The sequence below is a fragment of the Micromonospora sp. WMMA1949 genome, assembly GCF_027460145.1.
Taxonomy (GTDB): Bacteria; Actinomycetota; Actinomycetes; order Mycobacteriales; family Micromonosporaceae; genus Micromonospora.
Genome location: NZ_JAPZBG010000001.1, coordinates 36,228 through 58,734, shown reverse-complemented (window position 1 = coordinate 58,734; position 22,507 = coordinate 36,228). Strand labels below are relative to the sequence as shown.

Genomic DNA, 22,507 nt, shown 5'->3' with positions numbered 1-22,507 from the left:
GACTTCAACCGGCCAACCCGAGTTCCGAAACACGCCTTAGTCCGCGTTGGACCCCACCCGGCCGAGCAGACGCAGCACGTTGCCGGGCAGCAGTGGCAGGAGGAGGGCGGCGACGAGGCTCTGGCCGAAAATGTCGGTCCTCAGCCCGACGACTGACGGCGCCGCCCGCAAGACCTGCCAAATCATCCTCAATCCCTGGCTTCGGGAAGAGGTCAGGATAAGCGCCACTCCGAGCCCGTACTGCGCGGCCAGTGTCTCCGGGTGCCTCGGTCCCAGGCTGAGGCGCAACCCGTCATAGGCCTCCTGGTAGGAAGCGCGGGCGCGGTCGTAGCGATGAAGCTGGGCGTCGGCCTGCGCGAGCAGGAACGTGGCGCGCATGATCGTGTGGTGCCCGGCCGGGAACCGGCGGTGCAGCGCCTTGAGCGTCTCGCCGAGGTGTGCCCACACGTCCACCGGCCGGCCGAGGCACAGTAGGGCGAAGCCGTACTCCACGTCAATGGCGAGCGTACGGGCGTTGAGCGGGCCGTGCGACCGGCGCAGCCTCTCGCGCATCTCCCACAGGTCGCGTGCCGAGTCCTTCCACCTGCGCGGGTCGGGATTCAGCTCGAACAGGTGCAGGGTGAGCCAGGCCTGAGCAAGCACCCCCTGTGCGGCGACGGCGCTGGCGTGCTCGGGTAGCCCTCGCCGCGCGTAGTGCTCGACCACGGCCTCGGCCGTGCGGCGGGCCTCCTGTTGCTGGTTGGTGGAGAGCTGGATGACGGCCAGTTCGAGGCGGGCGGCCTGCAGCCGGTCATCGTCGGAGCCGGAAAGCCGGGTGACGAGCTCGCCGGCTCGGTCACGGGCGTGACTCATCTCGCCACGAAGGCGGCGGCTGCGAATGTATGCGACTTCGCCGTCCGCCGAGGCTGACGGTGCCGACGCGACCCGTGACCACCAGTCGTTCGCCTCGTCGAACCGGCCGAGCGCGTCGAGACCTTGGGCCACTAGCCGCTCGCCGTCCGACGTAGAGGCCCGCCTGGCGAGTTCGACCGCCCGCTCGTAGCCGCCTGCCTCCAGATGCGCGGTGGCGGCGGTGAGCAGGTCGGTCGTCGCGGGATCGCCGGCAGCCAGCAGCCGGTCCCACTGCCCGGCCGCCGCCACCGGCTCGCCGTGCAGGCGGTAGTGCTCGATCAGCCTGCGCCGCAACCGGGCGGACCGCTCGGCGTCGAGCAGGTCGTGGTCGGCGAGCGCTGCCAGATGCGGCACCACCTGCGCCGTTGGGCAGCTGACGAGCAGCAGGTCGGCTGCCGTGCCGACGAGGTGTTCGACCGGTACGACGGGAGGCAGCAGTCGCCGGGTCGCGTCGAGCACGATGGCGTGGACCTGCCACCGGTCCCCGGTGCGGGTGACGAGCTGCAGCCTACGCAGCTCGGCCAGGTGATCGGCCGGGTCGCTTTCGGGCCGTGGTCCGGTCACGATGCGGGACAGGATCGCGGCTGGCAGGGGAGCGGGAGCGAGCAGCGCGGCGACCTGCAGGACGAGCCGCGGGCCGTCGTCCAGCCCGGCGAGGACGTCGCGGACCAGAGCGATCGCCGGGTCGAGAGCGGCGGGATCGCTGTCGATCCGGTCGAGGTGCTCGGCGTACGAGCGCAGGCCCTGCCGGTCCGCCAGTTGGGCAGCGGCGAGCCCGAGGCTGAAGGGATGGCCGCCCAGGCGCCGCGCGACGCGTTCGGCCGCCAGGTCGTCCTCGCCGTCGTCGTCGGGTTCGCGGGACAGGCGCAGCATAGCGACTGAGTCCTCGAGCGACATCGCGCCGAGTTCGACCACCGGTGCGACGCCGCCGAACATGGGCCGCCGACTGATCATGATCGTGCGCACGATGGTGCCGGCGGGCAGCAGGAGCTGTTCAAGGGTGCCGCGGTCGAGCTCGTGCGGCACGTCATCGATGATCCACAGGGCTGGCTTTCCCGCCATGTGCAGCTTGTCGGCCACGGCGGCAATCAGCTCCGCGTGGCCGGCGCTGCCGGCGTACGGCAGATTCAGCGCTACGGCTACCTTGCGCACCTCGTCGCCGTACCGTGCCAGGGCGTCGTCGGCGGTCGCGCCGGACAGGCCTGTGCGGAACACGCCGCCGGGGAACGCGGAGCTAAAGTGCCACGCGTACGCCGCAGCGAGCGTCGACTTGCCGCTGCCGGCCATGCCGACGAGAGCGACGACGGGTCCGCTGGGGACCGCGGTGATCATTGGGAAGTCGACCCGGTGCAGCGCGGTGTGTAGGTCCCATTGTTCGCGATAGCGACCGACGAAGGTCGGCACGCCGGCCGATCCGTCGGGGTACCAGCGCGGGCGTGTGGTGAAGCTGATGTCGCCGAACGTGCCGCCCACCGACGCGACCTTCTTGGCCACGGCCTCCGCCAGAGCCGTCATGGTTCGGTCGTCGGCCGGCATCGGATACCGGACGAACTTGGCGTCGGCGAACTGCACCGGCTGTAGGTGATGCTCGTACGCCTCCGGGTTGATCATCATGATGCGCCGCAGCGGATCGCCCTCCCGCTCGCCCGCCAGATATGCCTCGGTCAGCTCGAACTGGCAGGCGGACCGGAGAGGGTACGCGCCCGAGTAGACGATCAGCATGATCTTCGACGCGTTCAGGTGCTTCTGGATGCCCGCGGTGATGCCGCATGCTACCGGCAGTGTCTCGTCCAGCCACACCTGCAAGCGTCGCCGCCGGAGGGCCTTCCGGAGGCGTTGGGCAGTATCCCGGTCGGGCCCGGCGAACGAGAGGAAGACGTCGTGGTCCCTCATGCCGCGTCACCGCCGAGGGTTGCGATCCATTGCCGGACCTCGTCGGCCGCCACGCTGGCCGGATGGCCGGGACCGAGGTCGTCTTCCAGCCCTTCGGCGGCATTGTCGATGAGGGGCCATGCCTGGTCGAACTGCAGATCCATTTGGTCGAGCGCGGCCGTGGCGTGCGCCAGATAGCAGATCGCCAGCGCGCTGTCCGTCGAGTCCTCCCCGGACCGCTTTACCTGCCGGTCATAGTAGGTGCTTGCGAAATCGAACAGCTCGACCCGCTCGTCCATGTCATCGGCGTCGAGGCGGACCTGCTCCGGGCGGACGCCATCGGGCAGTGCCGGGGCCTGCTCGACGGTGCCGATCGGCTCGGCATCCGGCGGAGCCTCGCCGAGACCGCGCAGGTGCTCGATCAGCAGGGAACGCAGCGAGCGCAGCGAGCGCGGGTGTGCTGGGCCCTGCGCCGCGACCCGGATCTGGTAAGCCTCGGTCAGCAACCGGAGGGCCCGGGCGGGATCATCCTCGACTGCGGCCAGGTTCGCCGCGGCGTCCGCCGTCGCGGCTCGGGCGGCCGGTGCGGTGCGGCGCTGCTCGTACACCTGCCGGAACATCCGCCGGGCTCCGTCGCGGTCGGGCAGCTCCAGCGTTGTCACGGCCAGGCTGCCAAGCGCGTCGAGCGTGCGTTCGTGGGCGTCGCCGTGCATGGACCGCACTGCCTCATACACCTGGGTCTTGAGCCGCAGGGCCTCCTGGGTGTCGCCGCAGCGCCCGGTGGCAATCGCCAGGTTGTAGAGCGCGTCCAGCGTGTCGGGATGCCCCGGCCCGTACCTCCTCTCACGCGTCGCATGGACTCGCTGGTACAGGTCGCGGGCCCGCTCGTGCTCGCCAGCGGAGGTATGGACGACGGCGATGTTATTCAGGGCCGTGAGCGTATCGGTATCTTCGGCGCCGAGCCGCTCGGTTAGCACCACGTGGACGTCCCCGAGCAGGCGCAGTGCTCTCCGGTGGTCGCCCTGGATCCCATACGCCGTGCCCAAGCCCAACCGTACAGCGAGCGTCACCCGGTCGTCCTCGCCCAACCCCGTGCGGCAGACCTCATACAGACGCTGGTAGACACAGAGCGCGGCACGACTGTGGCCCAGCTCCGCGTGCACCCGCCCCGCCTCGTTGAGCAGGTGCCACTCATCGACGTCGTGCATGTGAGCGGCGACGGCGGAGACGTGCGGCAGCAGCACGGCTAGTTCGTCGCTGGGGCTGTGCCGCTCGCGTCCGGCATCCAGCCACGCGCCGAGCCTAGCCACCGCAGCCAGCCGTAGCCTCTGGCGGCGCGGGTCGTCGCGGTGCAGGGTCCGCACGGTGCGGAACACGAGCGGGTGAACCAGCGCCGCGCCGCCCGGCAGCATCTCGGCGAGATAACGCGCGGCGGCCTGGGCCAGGCCGGCGGCCGCCCGTTGCCGGGCCTCGGCCGGGGAGAGCCCGTCGGCGTCGGCCAGGATGTCGGCGACGAGCGCCGCCGGGACGGGTTCGGGCGCGAGCACGCTCGTCAGCAGCAACACGTCACGACCTGCCTCGGGCAACCCGCGGACGGCAAGTGCCATCGTGGCGGCGACGCTCGCGATGTGGTTGGTGGACAGCCTCGGCCGCAACTGCTCGGCCAAGGCGAGCGCGTCCCGACCGGGGTCGTCTACCGCCGCCGCCAACTCGCGGAAGCCAGCGAAGCCCGACGCACCGGCCAGGCCGGCGGCCAGACGCAGGGCAAGGGCATGTCCACCGAGCGCGTCGACCACGTGACGGGCCGCGCCGTACTCCCGGCGGTCTTCGCTCAGCCGCTGGAGACGCCGAGCGACTCCCTCACCGGAGCCCGGCGGCCAGCGGCAGGTCAGCGTGGCAAGCCCCGCCGCGCGGCCGAGCCCGCCGATCCTGATGTGCTTGCTCGGGTGCACCCAGCCCTGGAGGTCGTGCTGGGCCGTGACCAGCGTCCGGCCTTCCCGCGTCGGCGCGAGCAATGCCTCGAACGCCGGCAGGTTGATGCCCTCGGGAACGTTGTCCACGAGCCAGAGATACGGCAGGCTCGGCGCCGGAGCGGCGCCGCCGGCTGCGAACACGCCACCGGGGAAGTCATCGGCGAACAGCCGGGCGTACTGCTCGGCCAGCATCGTCTTGCCCTCGCCGCCGGGGCCGGTCACCGCGGCGACCTGTCCGCCGGCAGCGGGGTCGTCCTCGGGAAACAGCGCATCGTGGATGCTCCAGAGCTCGAACTCCCGGCCGTAGAGCTCGTGCGGGTCGCGCCGCTGGCCGGTGCGCCACGGCGCGGGCGGTGGTTCGGGTGCGTCGCCGAGCCGGCGGGGGTCCTCTGCTCGCAGGCCGGCGACGAACTCGGCGATCTGCTTGGCGATCATGCGTGGGTCCGAATCGGTCCGGGGAAGCCGCCAGTGCTTCAGTCGGCCGGGTCGCACGTCCGCGACGTCCATGCCCTGCACGACCGCCAGCACCCGGGCACGGCTGCGGTGGAGACGATACGAGCGGAGCAGCGCGAAATGTATCTCCTGGCGGCAGTACTCGCTGCTCGGGAGCGACGGCGTGTAGAGCACGACCAGGACGCGGGTGGCCCGCAGCGCGGCGTCGATGCGTTCGGAGATGTGGTCGTAGTCGCGCATGCCGGACTCGTCCTGAAAAACCGTGAGTCCGGCGGCGACTAACGCGTCGTACAACTCGTCGGCCCGGCGCTTATCGGCCCATGAGTAGCACAAGAAGACGTCACTCTCAGCGGTCACCATCGTGCCCTTCGTAGTCGCGCGCGGGCTTGGCGAGGTGCACCATGAAGCGTATCGCCAGGTTACGAAGCACCTGTCGCAGGTGTTGACCAGTTGCCACAAGCGTCCAGCCGGTTGGCGATCTCTCGTTGATGAGCGCTCAACCGCCAGAGCGGCGACCGCCGTCTTCTGCAGGGTGAGCTCGCTGAGGAGGGGATCCGATCCCACGTCGAGCGTGGCGTGGCCGGAGTTGCTCGATGAGGGCCGCCCCGGTGGCCGGCTCGCCGCCCGACGACGACGATCTACGACTGTGTGGCACAGTTCGACCACCACTGGGTGGACGGCGGACTTGCCCGGCTTCGGCTCGGCGCCCATGACGGCCGCCTGTCGCGATGGCATGTAGCACTCGGCTCTCGGTCTGGCGCCGGTAAATCGGCCTTGCCCAATCATGAAGTGGATCCGACAGTTCACAGCTGGTGATCTATGCGGTACAGATGGTGAATGACCGACGCATCGGTGCGCTTCACCGTTCTAGGGCCGGTGCGAGTGCTCGCCGACGAGGGGCCGCTCGACGTCGGTGGCGCAACGGCGCGGGCCGTCCTGGCCGTGCTCCTGCTGCGCGGGGAAGCCGGCGCCGGCGTCGTGGAGATCATTTCGTCGGTGTGGGGCTCGCCCGGCGGAGCTACCCGCGACAGCGCCTACCACTACGTCTCCGGGCTGCGGAAAGTCCTGAACCGGGCACGAGTCGATGCGGTGCTGGAGAGCCGCCGTCCCCGCTACCGCCTGCTCGTGAACCCCAACACCGTCGACTGGCACCGGTTCCGCAGGCTCCTGGCGCAGGCTCGTACCGAACGCGACCGGCACGAGCCGCAGCAGGCGGCGGTGCTGCTACGCGAGGCGCTAAACCTGTGGCGGGGCGACCCGCTGTCCGATGTCGGTGACCGGCTCGGGCAACTGCGCCGCGACATGACCGAGCAGCGCCTCGTCGCGGTGGAGATTCTCGCGGCCATCAAGGCCCAGCAAGGCCAACCCGACGAGGTGGCCCGCCTGCTGCGCCACGACGTCATGTCCGGACCGTTGCGGGAGGGCGCGGCCGCGCTGCTCATCGACGCGCTGACCGCGCTCGGCCGCCGGGACGACGCCGGCGAGATCTACCGCCGCGTACATCGGCGGCTGGCCGACGAGTACGGGCTCGAACCCGGCGAACAGCTGCAGGCTGCACACCAGCGCGCGGTGCAGAGCGCCGGCACCACGATCCCGGTGCACCCACCGCCCCGGATGATGCCGATCGGCGACCGGCCGATCTCCGGCTTGCCCCGGCCCGATCGCCACTTCACCAACCGGGAGCACGAGCTGAATCGGATCCTCGACGCGGTGCAGACAGCGTCCACGGCACCCATCTGCGCGATCTACGGCATGGGCGGCGCGGGCAAGACAGCGCTGGCCGTACGCGCAGCACGCGCACTGCAGAACAACTTTCCGGACGGAGTGATCTTCCTCGACCTGCAAGGCTACGCCGAGCAGGGCAGCGCTCTGACCCCCGCCGAGACGCTGGACCGGCTGGTGCGTCGCATGCGGGTCGACGTGGCCGCCATCCCCACGGATTTCGACGACCTGGTGGCGTTCTACCACGACTTGCTCGACGGTCGGCGGCTGCTGCTGGTGCTCGACAACGCCCACGACGCCACGCAGGTTCGTCCGGCGCTGCCGAGATCGGGAGGATGTGCCGCCTTCGTCACCAGCCGCCGGCGACTCAGCGCCCTCGATGATGCGCTCATGCTGCCGCTCGATGTGTTGACGCCGCACGACGCAACGAAGCTCTTCCAGGCTGTGGCGGGTGTCGAAAAATTGCGTGACGAGTCTGCCGTCGGCCACACCCTCCGCAGGATTATCAACCTGTGTGGCCGCTTGCCGCTCGCGATCCGGATTGCGGCCGCTCGCCTACGTAGCAGCGCAGACTACTCACTGCCGGAACTAGAGGCGAATCTATCGGCCGAATCCGGTCGGCTCGACGAACTCGAGGATGACGACCGTAGCGTCGTAGCGTCGCTCCAGGTGTCGCTCAACGACTTACCCCACCCTGTTGCCCGCACCTTCCTGCTTCTCGGCCTGCACCTCGACGGATCCTTCGATGCCTACGCGGCAGCGGCAGTCGCCGACATTCCCGAACGCGAAGCGGCACGTCACCTACGGCATCTGGCCGATTGGCACCTCACCGCCGGCCACAGCCCGGGCCGCTTCCAGTTCCACGACCTGGTCGCGGTCTTCGCCCGGCAGCACGCTTCGATCGTGCTGCCACCGGCCGAGCGGACGGAGGCGCTGCACCGACTCGCGGACTACTTCCTACGCACTGCGGAAATCGCCGACCACCGGATCACGCCCCACCGGTATCGGGTGCAATTGAACCTACTCAACCGGACCGTCGCCGTTGCACCATTGCCAGACTACGACACCGCGTTGCGGTGGCTCACCACAGAGGAAGACAACCTCCTGCGGGTATGCCTCGACTCCGCTGCAGCGGGGTTGGACGAGGTGTGCTGGCAGATGGCGTACACCTTGCGCGGCTACTACTTCCTTACCAAGCGCTGGCAACCATGGACGGCCACACACGAAGCGGCGCTGGTTGCAAGCCGCCGCTGCGGTGACCACCGGGCCGAGGCCATGATCGCCAACAACCTGGGCCTGGCGCATCTGGAGCAGCACGCCCCGCAGCTGGCGGCCGGCTACTACCAGCAGGCCCGCGAGCTGTTCAACGCAATTGGCGACGAGCACGGCGAGCACACCGCCTGCGCCAACCTGGCTTGGCTGCACTACGAGCAGCGCGACTTTCAGCGCTTTCTTGACGAAATGCGGCCGGTATACGACTTCTACCGTCGCGAACACTCGGAACGCAACGCTGCCATCACGCTGCGCGGGATCGGGCTGGCTGAGGCCGAGCTAGGCCGTACGAGCGAGGCCATCACCGACCTACTGGCGGCGCTAGAGGTGTTCGAACGGATCGGCTTGCGTATGGACGCGGCGATGACCTTCAACGCGCTGGGCGAGCTTTATCAGCGCACTGGTGACACACGTCGAGCGGTCCAGGCCCTTGACCGAGCCATCACCGCGGCGCAACGCTCGGGAAGCACCTTCGAGACGGCCCGTGCGCACCACCGACTCGGCCAGCTCGCTGCTGCGGCCGGCAACGCCGGCGAAGCTCGCAGACAGATGAACCTCGCGCTAGAGGGCTACCACGCCCTGCGGGCGTCGCAGGCCGACCAAGTACGGAACGACCTAGCTACTCTGACTCGGGGTCGCTAAAGCTCAGGTGTTTTCCCATATCGTCTGCCGACGATCGATTCATGGAGATCGAAAGCGCCCTTGTCGACCAGGCAGTCCAGCAGTTCCTGACCACTATGTTCGGATGGCTACTCGGTATGTCGGTCAAGGCTTTGCGCCGACGGTTCGGCCCGCTACTAACCCGCAGCGGGGCGAGACCGTCAAGCCGCCCCCGGCGACAGCGTTCGCGGTCCACGTGTGAGCAGCAGCAGCCAACTGGAAGGCGCGCCCGTTGCCGTACGTGCGAAAGGCGCCATCGTCGCGGCAGGTGCTTCGGGGCCGGGCGACGGCGACCTCGGGCGCAGGCCCCGTGTTGCCGGCCATAAACCGCTCGGCCCGGGCACTACTGTCCCTCGTCGGCGGGCCCGGCGTAGCGGTACATCGGCGGGCTGTCGTGCACGCGGTCGCGGACGTACCGATGCTCGACCGGCGGACGGGGATGGTCCTCCGCGCCGACGTAAAAGCCGGTCTGCAGGAGCAGCACCACCTGGGGCAGCTCTCCCGCCTCACCGACCTCGACCGGCGCGAGGCGCCCGTCGGCCGGCCCGCAGGGCGCCCCACGTGCGCTGCAGCCAGAGGTCCTCGTCGAGTTCGGGCTCCGTGCTGGTAGCCGCCCGCTGTGCTGGTCGAGCCGGGGCGGGCTGGTCTCGCGGCAACTCCTCGACTGCGATGGCTTCGAGGAGGCTCCCCAACGCGCCGGTGTACGCCTCGTAGACCGCCTCCCCGATACGGGTCACGCCAGCCTGGCGTCGCCAATCGCGGCTGATCGTCACGTCCTCCACCTGTCCGGCGCTGGTGAGGAGCAGGCTCACGGACGCGGTGCGGTCCTGGCCGGAGTGAAGCCTCGGCGCGGACAGGGAAGCGAACTCGTCGGCAGCGTGTGCGGCGTTCGTGCGCAGCGTGTCGTCGTCGCCGAGGAAGTCGAGGTTTGCCATGGACAGCCGAACGTTGGCTCTATCTCCGAACATCAGTCCCAGCCCTCGCGAGATGGCCAACGCATACAGTGATTTGCTCGTTACGGCGCAGGGACACCGTACGGGAAACGCGAGAGCCCATGGGGGAGGGTGCTCGGCTTCCTGCGGCAGTCTGCCGCGGAGGCCGAGGATCCGCCGCGCGTGGAGCTCCTGCTGACCGCAGGGTGGCAGTGTGTGTGCCGGCGGCGACGGCGGTAGACGGAGGTAGCGGCGGTGGATGCCCGTATGCGGTGGAGGCTGGCCGTCCCGCTGATCGGTCTGAGCCCTGCTGATGGTCGTCCCCGCCATCGCCGGAACCTGGGTGTTCTGGTTGGAGTTCGGGAAACGTATCGGGCGCTGAGCGTCGCAGTGTGTGTGCTGTTGCTGGCTCAGTGGGGACTGGCGGCATCGATCGGTGTCCGGCCGGCACGGGATGTGCCCTGGCTGCGGATCGCGATGATCGCGCTCGCGTTCGTGCTGGCATGCGGAGTCGCCGCGGTCCGCGGATCCCTTTGACCGCTTACACAAGGGTGGGCTGCGGCGTGAGACGGGGATGGAACTTGGGCGAGGACGCCGTCACGGGCTGGTTTGCCGCTTCTGTTTGCGACCTGGTTCGCCCGGGCGTGGAGGGGCCGTTGCTGGTTATGCAGGCTGGCCGTTGCTGGTCCAGGTGATCGCAATGGTGGTGTGCGGGCGGGGGATCAGTAGCCGCAGGTGGTTGGTGGGGCTGGGTGCGGTGCCGGTGGGGTAGACGGCGATGTGTGGGCCGGGTTGGTGTCGGTGGTGGCGGTCCCAGTCGGCGATGAGGTCGAGGATGTGGCCGGTGAGTGTGGTGGCGTGGGGCCCGTAGCCGTGGGCGCCGAACTGCCAGGTGGTGTCGTCGAGTTGGCGGGTGGCGAGGTAGGCGATGCTGTCGGCGGTGAGCCGGGCCGGGCAGGCCACCCAGTTCTGCGGTGCCAGGTCGGCTGCGCGCTGCCGGTCGACGGCGAGCAGACCGTGAGGGTGGGGTTGGCTAGCCAGCCACAGGTGCAGGGTGTCGAACGGGGCCGCCGGTGGGGTGGTGACCGCTGACCAGGCGTCGTGCCGCGGTCCGTCGAGGGCGGCGGGCAGCGCGCGGAGATCCAGGGCCTCGGTGACAGGGTCATCGACGAATACGGTGACGTCGTCGCCGCGCAGTTGGTGTTGCCTGACAGGGGCGGCGCCGGCGCCTTGCATCGGGACGAAGCCGCAGACGACGGCATTGGTGGCAACGAGGTGTACGCCGTCGCGGACGAGGGTGAGGCAGCGGGTGTGGCCTCGCATCCGCAGCGGGGCGACGAGGACGCCGTCGGGGGCGAGCTGGTCGGTCCAGGCGGGTGGGATGTCGCTGGTCTCGACGGTGACAATGATGGCGTCGTACGGGGCGGCCGCCGCCCATCCTTTGTCCGCGTCGGCGTGCACCGCTGCAACGTGCGGGTAGCCGGCGGTGTCGAGGGCGGTGCGGGCGTGGGCGATGACGGCGGGGTCGATGTCGATGCTGGTGACCGTGCCGTGCGGGCCGACTACCTCGGCGATGAGCGCGGCGTTGTAGCCGCCGGATCCGACCTCCAGCACCCGTGCGCCGGGTTGAAGGTGGGCGGCGTGCAGCATGGCGGCTTGAAGCGACGGCGCGGAGATCGAACTGGTCGCCTTGCCGTCCGGGCCGCGTCGGGTGACCACGACGTCGTCGGCGTACGCGGCCTCGACACTGATTCCCGAGGGCGTGAACAGGTGGCGGGGGACCTGTCTGAATGCCGCTTCCACGGCCGGTGAGGTGATCGCTCCGTCGGCGAGCAACGTGTCGACCAGTCGAGCGCGAGCCGTCTTCGTGAGCTCGGTGTCGAGCGGATCGGCCATCGTTGGCTCCCTGCGGTTCGGGCGCTCAGCGCGCGAGTTCATTCCTGACTTTGTCGGGCCGAGATCCTGTGGCGTGGGGTGACCTTGTACAGCCTGCCGGTTGTCAAGACTGCCGGGCCCTCGGCCGTGGCTGCTCACGGCCTTGAGCTATGCGCCCGTGGGCCCGGTGGATCGCCCAGTCGCCGGTCCATTGGGCGAGGTCGTGTACCCAGCGCTCGGTGTTGTGTCGGGCCTTGGTCGCCCATTTCGCGGCGTTGGCCGAGGCGAAGTGGTCTAGCACCTCAGGGTCTGTGGTAGTCCAGGCCGGGAACTGTCCGAGCCAGTCCTCGGCTTGATCGGGGGTGTGGCCGCTGCCGATCAGCCATTGAACGAGCAACGCGAGTTCGACCCACGCCGCTGCCTTGGTCGCCCAGGCCCAGTCGACGATGCGCAGGCCGTCCGGGGTGATGATCAGGTTGGTCGGGTTGAGGTCGGAGTGCACGAGTGTCCCGCCGTGCATCGCCGGGTGCGTGAACCCGAGCCGGTCGGCCGGGGTGAGCCACCGATCGTCCGGCGCTGGCGTCTGCTGGAGGTCTTTCAGGGCGGCGGTGAGCAGGTCGAGATCGGGGCTGCCGGGGGATAGGTCGGGGTGGGGACCGGGGAGATGCTCGGTTCCCACCACCAGCCAGCCATTGGCCTCGAAGTGCCACCGCAGCGCTGGCGGGTACCGGTCGATGGCCTGGGTGACGGCCAGCTCGTAGCGCAGCGACTGGACGGCCCTTTCGCCGTAGGCCGCTTTGACGAAGACCGGTCCGGATGGGCCGGTGACGGTCGAGGCGATCTGTGCGTGGTTGCCGTCGGGTGCCGGGGTTGCCTCGAACGCTCCACCGACCTGGTCGGTGATTTTGGTGGTCACGCTGCGGGGTAGGGTCGTCCAGTCGCTGCGCATCAGGTTCTCCTGTTACCGGCCGGGCTGCGGCGGGTTCGGCGGACAGCAGGACTCGGCCTCACCGCCCCAGAATTCCATGTCGATCTGGTAGCCGGTGTCGTGCAACGCCGTGAGGGTGTAGGTGATGGCGGTGCCGTCTCGCATGGCTTCGGTCAGGATCGGCCGGTGGTGCACGTAGTGGCCGGCGATCTGGTGGCAGGCGGCGGTGTAGGGCTCGCTGATCTGCAGTAGGGCGTGCCAGACGGCGTCGACCGGTCGGGTGGGCACGACCCGGTAGGACTCGCCGGTCGGCAGGAGCATTCCGAAGTCGGGCTTGCCGGCCTGGTCGGCGTGGGCCTTCAGGAAGACCAGGAATTGCCCGACGGCGCGCTCGGCGTAGGTGTGGCTCACCTCCTGCCGGGCGGCGAAGTAGCGGGTCAGCTTGTCGAACACCTCGGTCGACACGAGTGTGCGCGGGTCCTGTGCGACGGTCGTGACGGGTCTGTCTGCGGTGATGCTCACGGTTCCTCCTTGATCGCGAACGGGGATGAGCGCGTATCACGTCGCCGTCGGGGCGGTGATGCGAGCGTTTGTCGTGCGGTGATGTGAAGGGGACGTCTCGGCCAGGCCGTCGTGGAGGTCCCCTCACCCTGGGCAGGCTGTGGTGCTTGCTCACTGCTGCTTGAGGATCGATCTGCGGAAGGGGCCCCAGGCCACGAAGCGGTCGAACATCTCCTGCGGGCTCGGTCCGTCGTGTGGGTTGAGGTGGAACAGGTCGCGCATCGCCTCGAACATCAGCCCGCTGAGGTAGATCGAGAGCGCGGGGAGCGCCGATTCGTACTCCACTTTCAACAGCAGCCGGGCCTGCGGGCATGGCCACGGCTGACCGCAGGCCCGGCATGCCCACGTCGGCCGCAGCGGGGTGTGAGGAGGCGTCGTCTCCGTGCGGTAGCGCGGCCGATCGGGCGTCGGGCCGGCGCCCGGCGTCTGCAACTGCGACGACATCACCGACGGCTCCTGGCTGCTCGCACCTGCCACTCCTGGCAGGGTTGCTCGCTCGGGCCCGTTCGACGGCCAGAGCCGGCCCACGTTCGTAGATCCATGAGGACGTACCTCTTTCCTTCGCCGCTGTCGGTAGGCGGTGGCGATGATTCGGTGGCCTGGTGCTGCAGTGGCTACGCGTCGCAGCTCGGGTGACCCCTGCTGCTGATCGCGCCTGCGACGGTGGAGGTTGGTGGCCGGCCGGTCACGGTCCGACGGGGCGCCGGCGTAGGTGGTGTGGCCGCGTTCGAGGATGAGGACGTACGAGAACAGGCCCGCCCGGCGGCCGGTCAGCCGTTCGTGCGCGGCGAGGACCTCGCCGATTTGCGGGTCGACCAGGAGCTGCGAGGTGGATCCGTCGGCGGTGACGGTGAACGTCAGGCCGGTGCGGCCGACGAGGTCGGTGCTCTGGCCGCGGTAGGTGATGCCGGGGATGTCGGCGAGGACGCGTAGGCTCGTCGCCCGCTGGGCGTGGTTGAGGTATTGGCTGCTCACGAGCGCGACGACGCCGCTGATGAGCAGTCGGGGATAGGCGAGGTCGGTGGCCAGTTCTCGGGGCGCTACCGCGCTGGCCAGCACGTCCGCGTCTTTCAGGAGTGCGTTGAGCAGGTATGGGTGCAGGCCGCCGGGCAGGTGCTCGTTCGTTTTCCTCGGCGCCTCGCCGGGTGTGGTGTCGATGGGGTCGGCGAGGGCGGTGAGCCGCTGCCACGGGGCCAATCCTGGCCCGGTGGCGCTGGGTGCGTGGTGGCGGATCGGCTGCCGGTGGCCGCTGACGTGGTCGACGCGGGCGTCGGATGGCCGGGGGAGCTGGCGCAGCAGTCGGCGAGCAGGATGCTGCCGACCAGGTTCACCGCCAGGCGGGTGGGGACCGTCGAGGGGAGCATCACGGTGTCGGGGGTTCCTTCCTCGTGGTTAGCGGTAGGTGGCGGTGGCGAGGTCGCCGACGGCGGCGTCGACGGCGGTAGTGATGTCGCGCACCGGCCGGTGGTGTTGGTCGGCGATGGCGCGCAGTTGGGCGGCGACGGTGGTGGTGTCGTCGTGGAGATAGAGGTGGTCGGTGAGGTTAAGGGTGACGACGAGTCCGGCGAGGGCGGCGGTGTGGTTGTCGGGTTGCTCGCGGCCGTCGGCGAGGTAGCGCAGGCGGGCGCGCGCGATGACGGGCCACCGCTGGTGGGTGGGTAGGTAGGTGTCGGCGCGGATCAGTCCGCCGAGTCGGCGGTGGCTGGTGTGGCGGAGGATTCCTGCGGCGTGCAGGCCGGCGCGGGTGCGTTCGTAGAGGTCGTCGGCGAATCCGCGCAGCCAGTGGCGCAGCGGTGGGGCGGGCCGGGTGTGGTGCAGGCTGGTGAGGGCGGCGTCGGTGATGAGGTCGCCGATGGGCCGGTCGAGGTGCAGCCGGATCCGCTGCTCCCCGACCGGATGGCCGCTGCCGTCGAGGGTGGTGCGGCCGGTGAGGACGAGGTCGATGAGGACGGCGCCGGCGAGACCGAGGGCCAGGGCTTGGCGGTGGATGTGGGGTTGGCCGGTGTCGTCGTTGTGGGCGAGCAGGTACAGCTCATCGCGCAGCGGCAGCCCGGGCACCGAAGCGGTCATCGCTGCCCCAGGGTGAGGCTGCGGAGCCGGGCGTGGGCGTCTGCGTAGGCGGGCTGCGGCCGGGGGAGAAGTGCCTTGTCGATCGCGGCGAGGATTGTGTAGTTGGGGTCGCAGACGTTGCCGATCGGCGCCCGGCCGGCTTGGGAAATGAGCTGGTAGGCGTCAAGGGTGTCCAGCCCGCACAGGTCGGCGGTCCAGGTGGTGAGGTCCTGGTGGGCGATGCGGTAGCCGTCCTCGAGTGGTCGGGCGCAGCCGACGGACATGATCGCGGCGTCGGTTTCCAGCCGCGGCCACGCGGTGGAACGGCCGCCCTTAATGACCTCGACGGCGAGGGTGGTGACGGTGGCGATCTCCACCGCGACCCCGCACGCCTCGCCCTCGCCTTGGCGGGCGTGTCCGTCACCGAGGGCGAGGAGCGCACCGTGGACGTTGACCCCGAGGTAGAGCGTGGTGCCGGCGCGCAGTTCGGGTGTGTCGAGGTTCCCGCCGTAGTAGTCCGGAACGATCGTGGCGCGGGTTTCCATCGCGGCGGGGGCGACGCCGATCGTGCCGATCATCGGATCCAGCGGCAGCTCAACGCTGTGGTCGCTGGTGGTGGCGCAGTACCGCACGGTTCCGGCGGTGGGGTCGATGTGGTAGACCCAGACGCGCTCGTCGAGGGGTGCTTGCAGGGTGGCGGTGTGCGGGGTGGAGGTCAGCGCCCCGAAGTACGGGAACGTCGCGGACACACCCCAGTCCCGGGCCGGGACGATCGAGGCGATGTGGACGGCGAGGGTGTCGCCGGGTTCGGCGTCCTCGACGAAGAACGGCCCCGACACCGGATTCAGATACGGCATCGCGCACACCTGCGACGGCAGATCCGCCGGACCGCGTACCCGGCCGCCGAAGCAGTCCTCGGTGTGCACGCTGAACACGTCACCGGAGCGCACATGCGCTACCGGGATCCGCCCGCCGAAGGTGTAGGCCAACTCGTCACGCGCCGGCCGATACGTGAAGTGACTTCCGGAAGACATCGTGGTCACACCCGCTCCAGGTCACGAGCGGACCGCTGCACTGGCACCAGGCCCGACAGCGACGGGCGGCGGCCGGTGGCGTAGAGACCGGCGAGCACGACGACGCCGAGAGCGAGCCAGGCCAGGCCGAGGCGCTGCGCGGCGATGTTCGCGTTCACCACCACGTAGGCCAAGATCGCGAACCCGATACCGGGCATGACCAGGTGCGCCCACCAGTTGCCGCTGCGTCGCCGGATGAGGTGGTGCACGACAACGGAGACGTGCAGGACCAGGAACGCGACCATCGCCCCGAAGTTGATCAGCGATGACAGCAGCGTGATCCCGTCAGCGCGGGTGGCCATGTACAGGCCCAGGGCGAGGGACACGACGCCGGTGAGCAGGGTGGCGTTGATCGGCACGTTGCGCCGGATCGACACCTTTGCCAGAAAGGCCGGGAGCTGCCGGTCGCGGGCCATCGCGTACAGCAGCCGGGACGTGGCGACCTGCGCGACCATCGAGTTCGGCAACCCCCACGCGATCGCCGTCGCCACCGCGCACAGCGTCGCCAGCCACCCGCCGCCGGCCACCGCGGCGGCGTCGTAGAAGGCAGTGCCGTTCGGGTCACCCTGCGCCAGGAGCACGCCGGGGTCGGGGACGAGCATCGCGGCCAGCCACGTCTGGGCGATGAACAACACCCCCGCCAGGATCAGGACGGCGGCCATCGCCCGGCCGATCTGCCGAGAGCCGCCCCGGGTCTCCTCGGCCAGCATGCTGATGCCGTCGAAACCCAGAAAGCTGAGCACGGCGATCGACACCGCCCCCGCGACCACGGCCCAGGTGAACGTTTCGGAGTTGTAGAACGCGTCCCAGCTGAACCGGCCCCTACCTGATGCGAGAGCCCAGCAGGCGACGGCCAGAAAGACCGCCAGGACGATCAGCTCGCCGACGAGCATCACCCGAGTCACCATCGCGGTCATCCGTATGCCGACCGAGTTGATGATCGTGTTGACCGAGACGAACCCCAGCAGCCACAACCACACCGGCACCGCCGGCACGGTGGCGTGCATCGCCACCGACGCCACCAGATACAGCAGGCCCGGTACGAGAACGTAGTCGAGCAGGATCACCCAGCCGGCGAGGAAACCGACCGGTGCGCTGATGCCCCGGCCGACGTAGTTGTAGACGCTGCCCGACATCGGGAACGCCTTGACCATCTGAGCATATGAAAACGCCGTGAACACCAACGCCACCACACCGACCGCGTAGGCCAGGGCCACCATTCCGCCGGATCCGGCGTACACGCTGCCGAAGATCGCCATCGGCGCGATCGGCACCATGTACACCAAACCGTAGGCCACGAGATCCCGGAACCGCAGGTGGCGGCTCAACTCCTGCCGATAGCCGTAACGCTCCAGCTCTCCCTGATCGAACATCCAGCATTCCTCCCTGAAACTGCTCGACGAACCGTCCTCGGCGCCCCACGAAAGCGCCCGCCGTCACGGCTCGACCGCGACGCATCCTGGCCGGGACACGGCTGAGGTTCCCGGCGACGAGAGTGACTAAAGGCGAAGGAGCTCAATGTCGGTAAGCCTCCTCATCCACGTCTGACAACCCACCGACAAGCGCCTATTCGAATGCCGACTACAACAGCGAGCAGCGCCCGACCGGCGCCTCTCGAAGACGCGTCGTAAAGCCGCATCCGTCCGCACAGTGGTCTAGGGCGTGTCCTGTCGATCATGTAGTGGTTGATCGTTGACGATGTGCCGGTGGTGCGTCGTGGTGAGTTGACCGATGAGGCGTGGGCGGTGATCGCGCCGCTGCTACCGGAACCTGGTGGGGCGCGGGGGCGGTGGCGGGATCACCGTCAGGTCATCAACGGGATCTTGTGGAAGCTGCGTACGGGTGCGCCGTGGCGTGACCTGCCGGAACGCTTCGGGCCGTGGAAGACCTGCCACGAACGGCTGCGCCGCTGGACCGCTGATGGGACATGGGATCGGGTCCTGGCCGCGGCGCAGGTGCATGACGACGGCACGCCGGTGCAGTGGACGATCAGCATCGACTCGTCGATCGTGCGGGCGCACCAGCATGCCGCTGGCGCCCGCAAAAAGGGGGCTCCCCGGCAAGTGCGGCGACGCCTGGTGCGCAGGATGGCGAGGCCATCGGCCGGTCCCGCGGCGGGTTGAGCACGAAGATTCACCTCGCGGTCGACGGACGCGGACGGCCGCTGTCGATCCTGCTCACCCCCGGCCAAGCCGGCGACAACCCGCAGCTGTTGGCGCTGCTGGACGCGATCCGCGTCAACGAGCCCGGGCCGGGTCGGCCCCGCAAGCGACCGGAGGTGCTGATCGCGGACAAGGGCTATGCACATGACTCGACCCGGCGAGCCCTGCGACAACGCGGGATCCGGCACGTCATCCCGGAACGCAGCGACCAGGTCGCTCGCCGGGCCGCCAAGGGCAGCCACGGCGGGCGACCACCGGCCTTCGACAAGGCGATCTACAAGAAGCGCAACGTCGTGGAACGCTGCTTCAACCGGCTCAAGCAGTGGCGTGACCTAGCAACTCGATACGCCAAACGCGCATCCCTCTACCGAGCCGGCCTCGTCCTGATCGCTGCCGTCATCTGGCTCCCATGATCGACAGGACACGCCCTAGGCCGGGCAATGTCGAATCTTTGTCAGAGGTCGACGCAGTGGGTTATCGACATCCACGCACGCTGCATTAATGGAGGCATCACCGTGAGCGCCATTGGCGCGAGGACAGCGGTGACATGCGTCCCGGCGTCGCTGGTTACGCCTGCCTATGCCCAAGGCTCTCCAAGGAAGGACGTGCCATGACCCCACAATCCATGCCCGAACCCGCTGAGGTCGGTCGCCGTGCCGCCGAGATCCTCGGCCTGATCACGCAGCACCCGTCGTCCGAGCGGCTACGCAGCTCGTCGATGAAGTACTCCAGCTGCTGGGCGACATTCACCGGGTACCCGGCGATCAGCCAGTGGTCCATGGACCGTGACGCGGGCCCGCTGCTGACCGAGGCGATGCGGGTCTTGGCGCTCAAGGCCGCGGTGTTCGAGCTCTCCGGCGGCGACGAGGAAGTCGCTGAGCTGCTGGTGCCGGCGCCGGTCGACGAGATGATCCACGCCGTGCTGGCCCAGTTCACCCTCATGTCCCGGATGCAGCGCGACCTCGGGGTCACGTTCCCGCACGCCACGGAGTTGGAAGAGTTCACCTACGTCCGCGGCTGCCTGACCGACGCGTACTACGCCGCCGCAGGCTGGGGGCCGCAGCCACTGCGGTACTGGCTGGACTCCGCCGAGGTAACCCGCCGGCTGGACCAACTCAACGCTCACTACCAGGCCGCAGGCCTGGGACGCGACGGACGCAGCCACGACTTCGACTTCGAGAAGCCCGGCCCCGCGACCGCGCCCGTCGGGGTCACCGGTTAGCCAGCTCCACCGACAGCACTCGCCGCATGGCTGCCACCACCTGCTTCGGGTCGAACCTTTCGCCGGCGAGGCGCTCGGCGCGGGCGACGGCACCGAAGATCTGCTCCGACGGAGCGTCGCGCAGGACGGCGACGAGCCAGCCTTCCAGATCCACCAGGTCGGCAGGCAGTACCAGGGAAGCAGGCGTCGGCGCCGGTCGTGACGCCCGGACGGGGACAGGCTCCCCGCGCGAGGCGTAGCGGCCCGGCGGAAGCCCGACCCGATACGGGTGTACACACACCGCGACACCCTCGACGGTGACTCGCCATCCAATGTCCGCGTCGTAGGCAAACTCGGGTCCGGGCCGGTCGACCACGTCGAACTGGCCCGGCCCGAGCTGTTGAGCGGGACACACCACGCACGTCTGCTCACACCACTGCTGTAGCGGCCCCGACATGACGCCGATGCTACGGCAACCAGGAGGTATCAGGCCATGACCGTCTTATCCCCTCCCCGGGCCGCCACCATCGACCGCGCCTTAAGCGACGCCCAACGATGGTGCGCCGGACACACCATCGACGACCGCCCCGCACTGACCCACGCCGTCCGGGTCGCGGTAACCATCGGCGAGCATGTACCAAACCCGGACCCTGATCTGATAGCCGCAGCGCTGCTGCACGACATCCCCGACTTCGCGCCCCGTACGCCGGACATCTACCAGATCCTCGCCACCGCCTACGGCCCGCAGGTACCGCGGATCATCGCCGCTCTGCAGGCCGAGCACCAGGATCTCGACATGCCGGAACCGCCCATCCGCGTGGACGACCTACCGGTGCTGCTCGCCTCGACCGCCGACAAGATAGTCGCGCTGACGTCGCTGCTACAACGGGCACAAGCCAGTGGTGATGTCACCCGCTTCCTCCGCACACGCCCGGCGCTGCTCGCGCTACTGCCGCACTTCCGGGCCTTTCAGCAGGCAGCCCACCATCGAGTGCCGCTCCGGATGTCGGCCCGCCTCGACACCGCCCTGACGCTGCTCGAGCGAGCCGACACCGGCGTCCAGACCGCGAGCAGACCATGATCGCTATAGGTGCCGCGTTGGCCGACCAGCTTCACCGTGACCTGCTCACCGCCGCCGGGCGAGAAAAGGTCGGCGGGCAGGTCATCCAGGAGTGGGAGCTGTCGACGGTGCACCGGCTGTACCTGAGCGACGGCAGCAGCATGATCTGCAAGATCGCCACATCACCGTTCACCGGCGAAGCCGCCGTGCTGCGAGCCCTCAACGAGCACGGTGCCGCCGTGCCTCACCTGCACGGCTACGCGCTACGTCCGCAGGCGCTGGGCATGCTGATGGACGACCTCGGCGACCCCATCCGCCCACCCACCACGGCCGAGGCATCAGCCGCCGCCCGCGCGGTCCACGCCATCGCCCCGATGCCCACGCTGCCCGCGTTCGACCAGCAAACCCTGGCGCGCCTTCCTGAGCAGGCGCTCGCTGCACTCGACGCGCTACACCGCGGGCCTGTCTCGCTAACGGTGTTTCCGGCGATCTTGGTTAGTAGGTTTCAGCGGCGGGGAAGCGGTCGCTGAAGGTGATGGCGAAGGCGTTCAACGCGGGTTTCCAGCGCATCGTCCATCGGGTCCTGCCGTCCCCGGTGGGGTCCAACGATCGGGTCACCAGGTATAGACACTTCAACGCGGCCAGTTCGTTGGGGAAGTGGCCGCGGGCCTTGACCGCCCGCCGGTAGCGGGCGTTGAGCGACTCGATCGCGTTCGTGGAACAGATGACTTTGCGGATCTCCAGGTCGTAGTCGAGGAACGGGATGAACTCCGCCCAGGCGTTGTCCCACAGCCGGATCACCGCCGGATACCGGTCGCCCCACTTCTCCGCGAGGTCGTCGAACGCCGCCCTGGCCGCTTGAGCGTTGACGGCGGTGTAGATCGGCTTGATTTCGCGCTTCAACTCGTCCCAGTACTTGCGGGAGGTGAGCCGGAACGTGTTGCGGATCAGATGGATGATGCACGTCTGGACCACGGTGCGGGGCCACACGTTCGTGACGACCTCCGGCAGCCCTTTCAGACCGTCGCAGACGAGGAAGAACACGTCCTTGACGCCCCGGTTGCGCAGGTCGGTCAGCACGCTCATCCAGAACTTCGCGCCCTCACCACCGGCGCCGGCCCACAACCCGAGGATGTCCTTCTCCCCGTCGAGGGTGACCCCGATCGCGGCGTAGAACGGCCGATTGGCGACCTGCCCATCCCTGACCTTGACCACGATCGCGTCGATGAACACCGCCGCGTAGATCTCGTCCAACGGGCGGTGGGACCAGTCGGTCATCTCGTCGATGACCTTGTCGGTGATCCGCGAGATCGTCTCCTTCGACACCGAAGCCGCGTAGATCTCCGCGAAGTGCGCGCAGATCTCGCCGGTCGTCAGGCCTTTGGCATACAGCGACAACACCACCTCGTCGACCCCGGACAGGCGCCGTTGCCGCTTGCGGACGATCTGCGGCTCGAACGTGCCAGCCCGATCCCGCGGCACGTCAATCTGCACCGGACCGGTCGTGTCGGTCAGCACCGTCTTCGGCCGGGTGCCGTTGCGGATGTTGCCCGAGCCGGCGCCGGCCTGGTCGTGTTTTTCGTAGCCGAGGTGCTCGGTCATCTCCTCGTTGAGCGCGGTCTCCAGGACTGTCTTGGTCAACTGCTTGAGCAGCCCGTCCGGGCCGGTCAACGACAGGCCCTGTTCCTTCGCGGCCCGGACCAGCTCGGCGGCGGCCTTCGCCTCCGCTGACGGCTCGGGCCGCTTCCTGCCTCCGGTCTGGTCGTTCAGTGTCGCGGTCATCACGGCACCCTCCTCACCAGGCACAACGCCCGGCAGGTCAG

At 69.1% G+C, this 22,507-nt stretch carries 18 protein-coding genes and 1 pseudogene; 6 read left to right on the top strand and 13 right to left on the bottom strand.

Annotated features, from left to right (window positions below):
- Positions 1 to 36: 36 nt before the first annotated feature.
- Both O7607_RS00220 and O7607_RS00215 read right to left on the bottom strand, forming a co-directional pair.
- Positions 37 to 2,784, bottom strand: coding sequence for a TIR domain-containing protein (locus O7607_RS00220; protein ID WP_269700185.1), 2,748 nt, complete (start codon positions 2,782 to 2,784; stop codon positions 37 to 39).
- Positions 2,781 to 5,549, bottom strand: a complete 2,769-nt coding sequence (locus O7607_RS00215; protein ID WP_269700184.1) for a toll/interleukin-1 receptor domain-containing protein — start codon at positions 5,547 to 5,549, stop codon at positions 2,781 to 2,783. The genes O7607_RS00220 and O7607_RS00215 overlap by 4 nt, the downstream gene beginning before the upstream one ends.
- Positions 5,550 to 6,026: 477 nt before the next feature.
- On the opposite strand from O7607_RS00215, the gene O7607_RS00210 reads away from it, so the two are divergent.
- Positions 6,027 to 8,825, top strand: a complete 2,799-nt coding sequence (locus O7607_RS00210) for an AfsR/SARP family transcriptional regulator (RefSeq protein ID WP_269700183.1) — start codon at positions 6,027 to 6,029, stop codon at positions 8,823 to 8,825.
- Between the two features lie 361 nt (positions 8,826 to 9,186).
- Here O7607_RS00210 and O7607_RS00205 read toward each other — a convergent pair whose 3' ends face one another.
- From O7607_RS00205 to O7607_RS00165, 9 genes are all read right to left on the bottom strand, one after another.
- Complete coding sequence (locus O7607_RS00205) at positions 9,187 to 9,330, bottom strand: hypothetical protein (RefSeq protein WP_269700182.1); 144 nt, start codon at positions 9,328 to 9,330, stop codon at positions 9,187 to 9,189.
- Positions 9,331 to 9,349: 19 nt separating this feature from the next.
- The gene (locus O7607_RS00200; RefSeq protein ID WP_269700181.1) at positions 9,350 to 9,778 is read right to left on the bottom strand and encodes a hypothetical protein; all 429 of its coding nucleotides are present in this window, start codon (positions 9,776 to 9,778) and stop codon (positions 9,350 to 9,352) included.
- A gap of 660 nt (positions 9,779 to 10,438) precedes the next feature.
- Positions 10,439 to 11,671, bottom strand: coding sequence for a methyltransferase, FxLD system (gene fxlM, locus O7607_RS00195; protein ID WP_269700179.1), 1,233 nt, complete (start codon positions 11,669 to 11,671; stop codon positions 10,439 to 10,441).
- Between the two features lie 103 nt (positions 11,672 to 11,774).
- Complete coding sequence (locus O7607_RS00190) at positions 11,775 to 12,599, bottom strand: phosphotransferase (RefSeq protein WP_269700178.1); 825 nt, start codon at positions 12,597 to 12,599, stop codon at positions 11,775 to 11,777.
- A gap of 12 nt (positions 12,600 to 12,611) precedes the next feature.
- On the bottom strand, positions 12,612 to 13,100 hold the full coding sequence (locus tag O7607_RS00185) for a hypothetical protein (protein ID WP_269700176.1): 489 nt from the start codon (positions 13,098 to 13,100) through the stop codon (positions 12,612 to 12,614).
- A 150-nt stretch (positions 13,101 to 13,250) separates the two neighbouring features.
- Positions 13,251 to 13,583: a hypothetical protein gene (locus O7607_RS00180; RefSeq protein WP_262013847.1), complete on the bottom strand. Its 333-nt coding sequence runs from the start codon at positions 13,581 to 13,583 to the stop codon at positions 13,251 to 13,253.
- Positions 13,584 to 14,531: 948 nt separating this feature from the next.
- Positions 14,532 to 15,209, bottom strand: coding sequence for a GOLPH3/VPS74 family protein (locus O7607_RS00175; protein ID WP_269700174.1), 678 nt, complete (start codon positions 15,207 to 15,209; stop codon positions 14,532 to 14,534).
- Positions 15,206 to 16,222 (bottom strand): acetamidase/formamidase family protein, encoded by a 1,017-nt coding sequence (locus O7607_RS00170; protein WP_269700173.1) that lies wholly within the window; start codon positions 16,220 to 16,222, stop codon positions 15,206 to 15,208. The genes O7607_RS00175 and O7607_RS00170 overlap by 4 nt, the downstream gene beginning before the upstream one ends.
- Positions 16,223 to 16,227: 5 nt before the next feature.
- A complete protein-coding gene (locus tag O7607_RS00165) occupies positions 16,228 to 17,634 on the bottom strand; it encodes an APC family permease (protein ID WP_269700171.1) in 1,407 nt (468 codons plus the stop codon).
- Between the two features lie 327 nt (positions 17,635 to 17,961).
- Between O7607_RS00165 and O7607_RS30510 the strand changes: the two are divergent.
- The 3 genes and pseudogenes from O7607_RS30510 to O7607_RS00155 all read left to right on the top strand — a co-directional run.
- Positions 17,962 to 18,264: pseudogene (locus tag O7607_RS30510) on the top strand (IS5 family transposase); the annotation flags it as partial.
- Positions 18,243 to 18,836: an IS5 family transposase gene (locus tag O7607_RS00160; protein WP_442929436.1), complete on the top strand. Its 594-nt coding sequence runs from the start codon at positions 18,243 to 18,245 to the stop codon at positions 18,834 to 18,836. The pseudogene O7607_RS30510 and the gene O7607_RS00160, both read left to right, overlap by 22 nt.
- 197 nt (positions 18,837 to 19,033) lie before the next feature.
- On the top strand, positions 19,034 to 19,645 hold the full coding sequence (locus O7607_RS00155; RefSeq protein WP_269700169.1) for a hypothetical protein: 612 nt from the start codon (positions 19,034 to 19,036) through the stop codon (positions 19,643 to 19,645).
- Here the strand turns inward: O7607_RS00155 and O7607_RS00150 are convergent.
- Positions 19,635 to 20,081: a hypothetical protein gene (locus tag O7607_RS00150; protein ID WP_036347152.1), complete on the bottom strand. Its 447-nt coding sequence runs from the start codon at positions 20,079 to 20,081 to the stop codon at positions 19,635 to 19,637. The two genes, O7607_RS00155 and O7607_RS00150, sit on opposite strands and share 11 nt — an antisense overlap.
- Positions 20,082 to 20,117: 36 nt before the next feature.
- On the opposite strand from O7607_RS00150, the gene O7607_RS00145 reads away from it, so the two are divergent.
- A complete protein-coding gene (locus O7607_RS00145) occupies positions 20,118 to 20,705 on the top strand; it encodes an HD domain-containing protein (RefSeq protein WP_269700167.1) in 588 nt (195 codons plus the stop codon).
- Positions 20,706 to 20,722: 17 nt separating this feature from the next.
- Positions 20,723 to 21,214, top strand: coding sequence for a hypothetical protein (locus O7607_RS00140; RefSeq protein ID WP_269700165.1), 492 nt, complete (start codon positions 20,723 to 20,725; stop codon positions 21,212 to 21,214).
- Here the strand turns inward: O7607_RS00140 and O7607_RS00135 are convergent.
- Positions 21,180 to 22,466 carry an IS256 family transposase gene (locus O7607_RS00135; protein WP_269700163.1) on the bottom strand — a complete coding sequence of 429 codons (1,287 nt, stop codon included), beginning with the start codon at positions 22,464 to 22,466 and terminating at the stop codon, positions 21,180 to 21,182. The genes O7607_RS00140 and O7607_RS00135 overlap by 35 nt on opposite strands.
- Between the last annotated feature and the right edge of the window lie 41 nt (positions 22,467 to 22,507).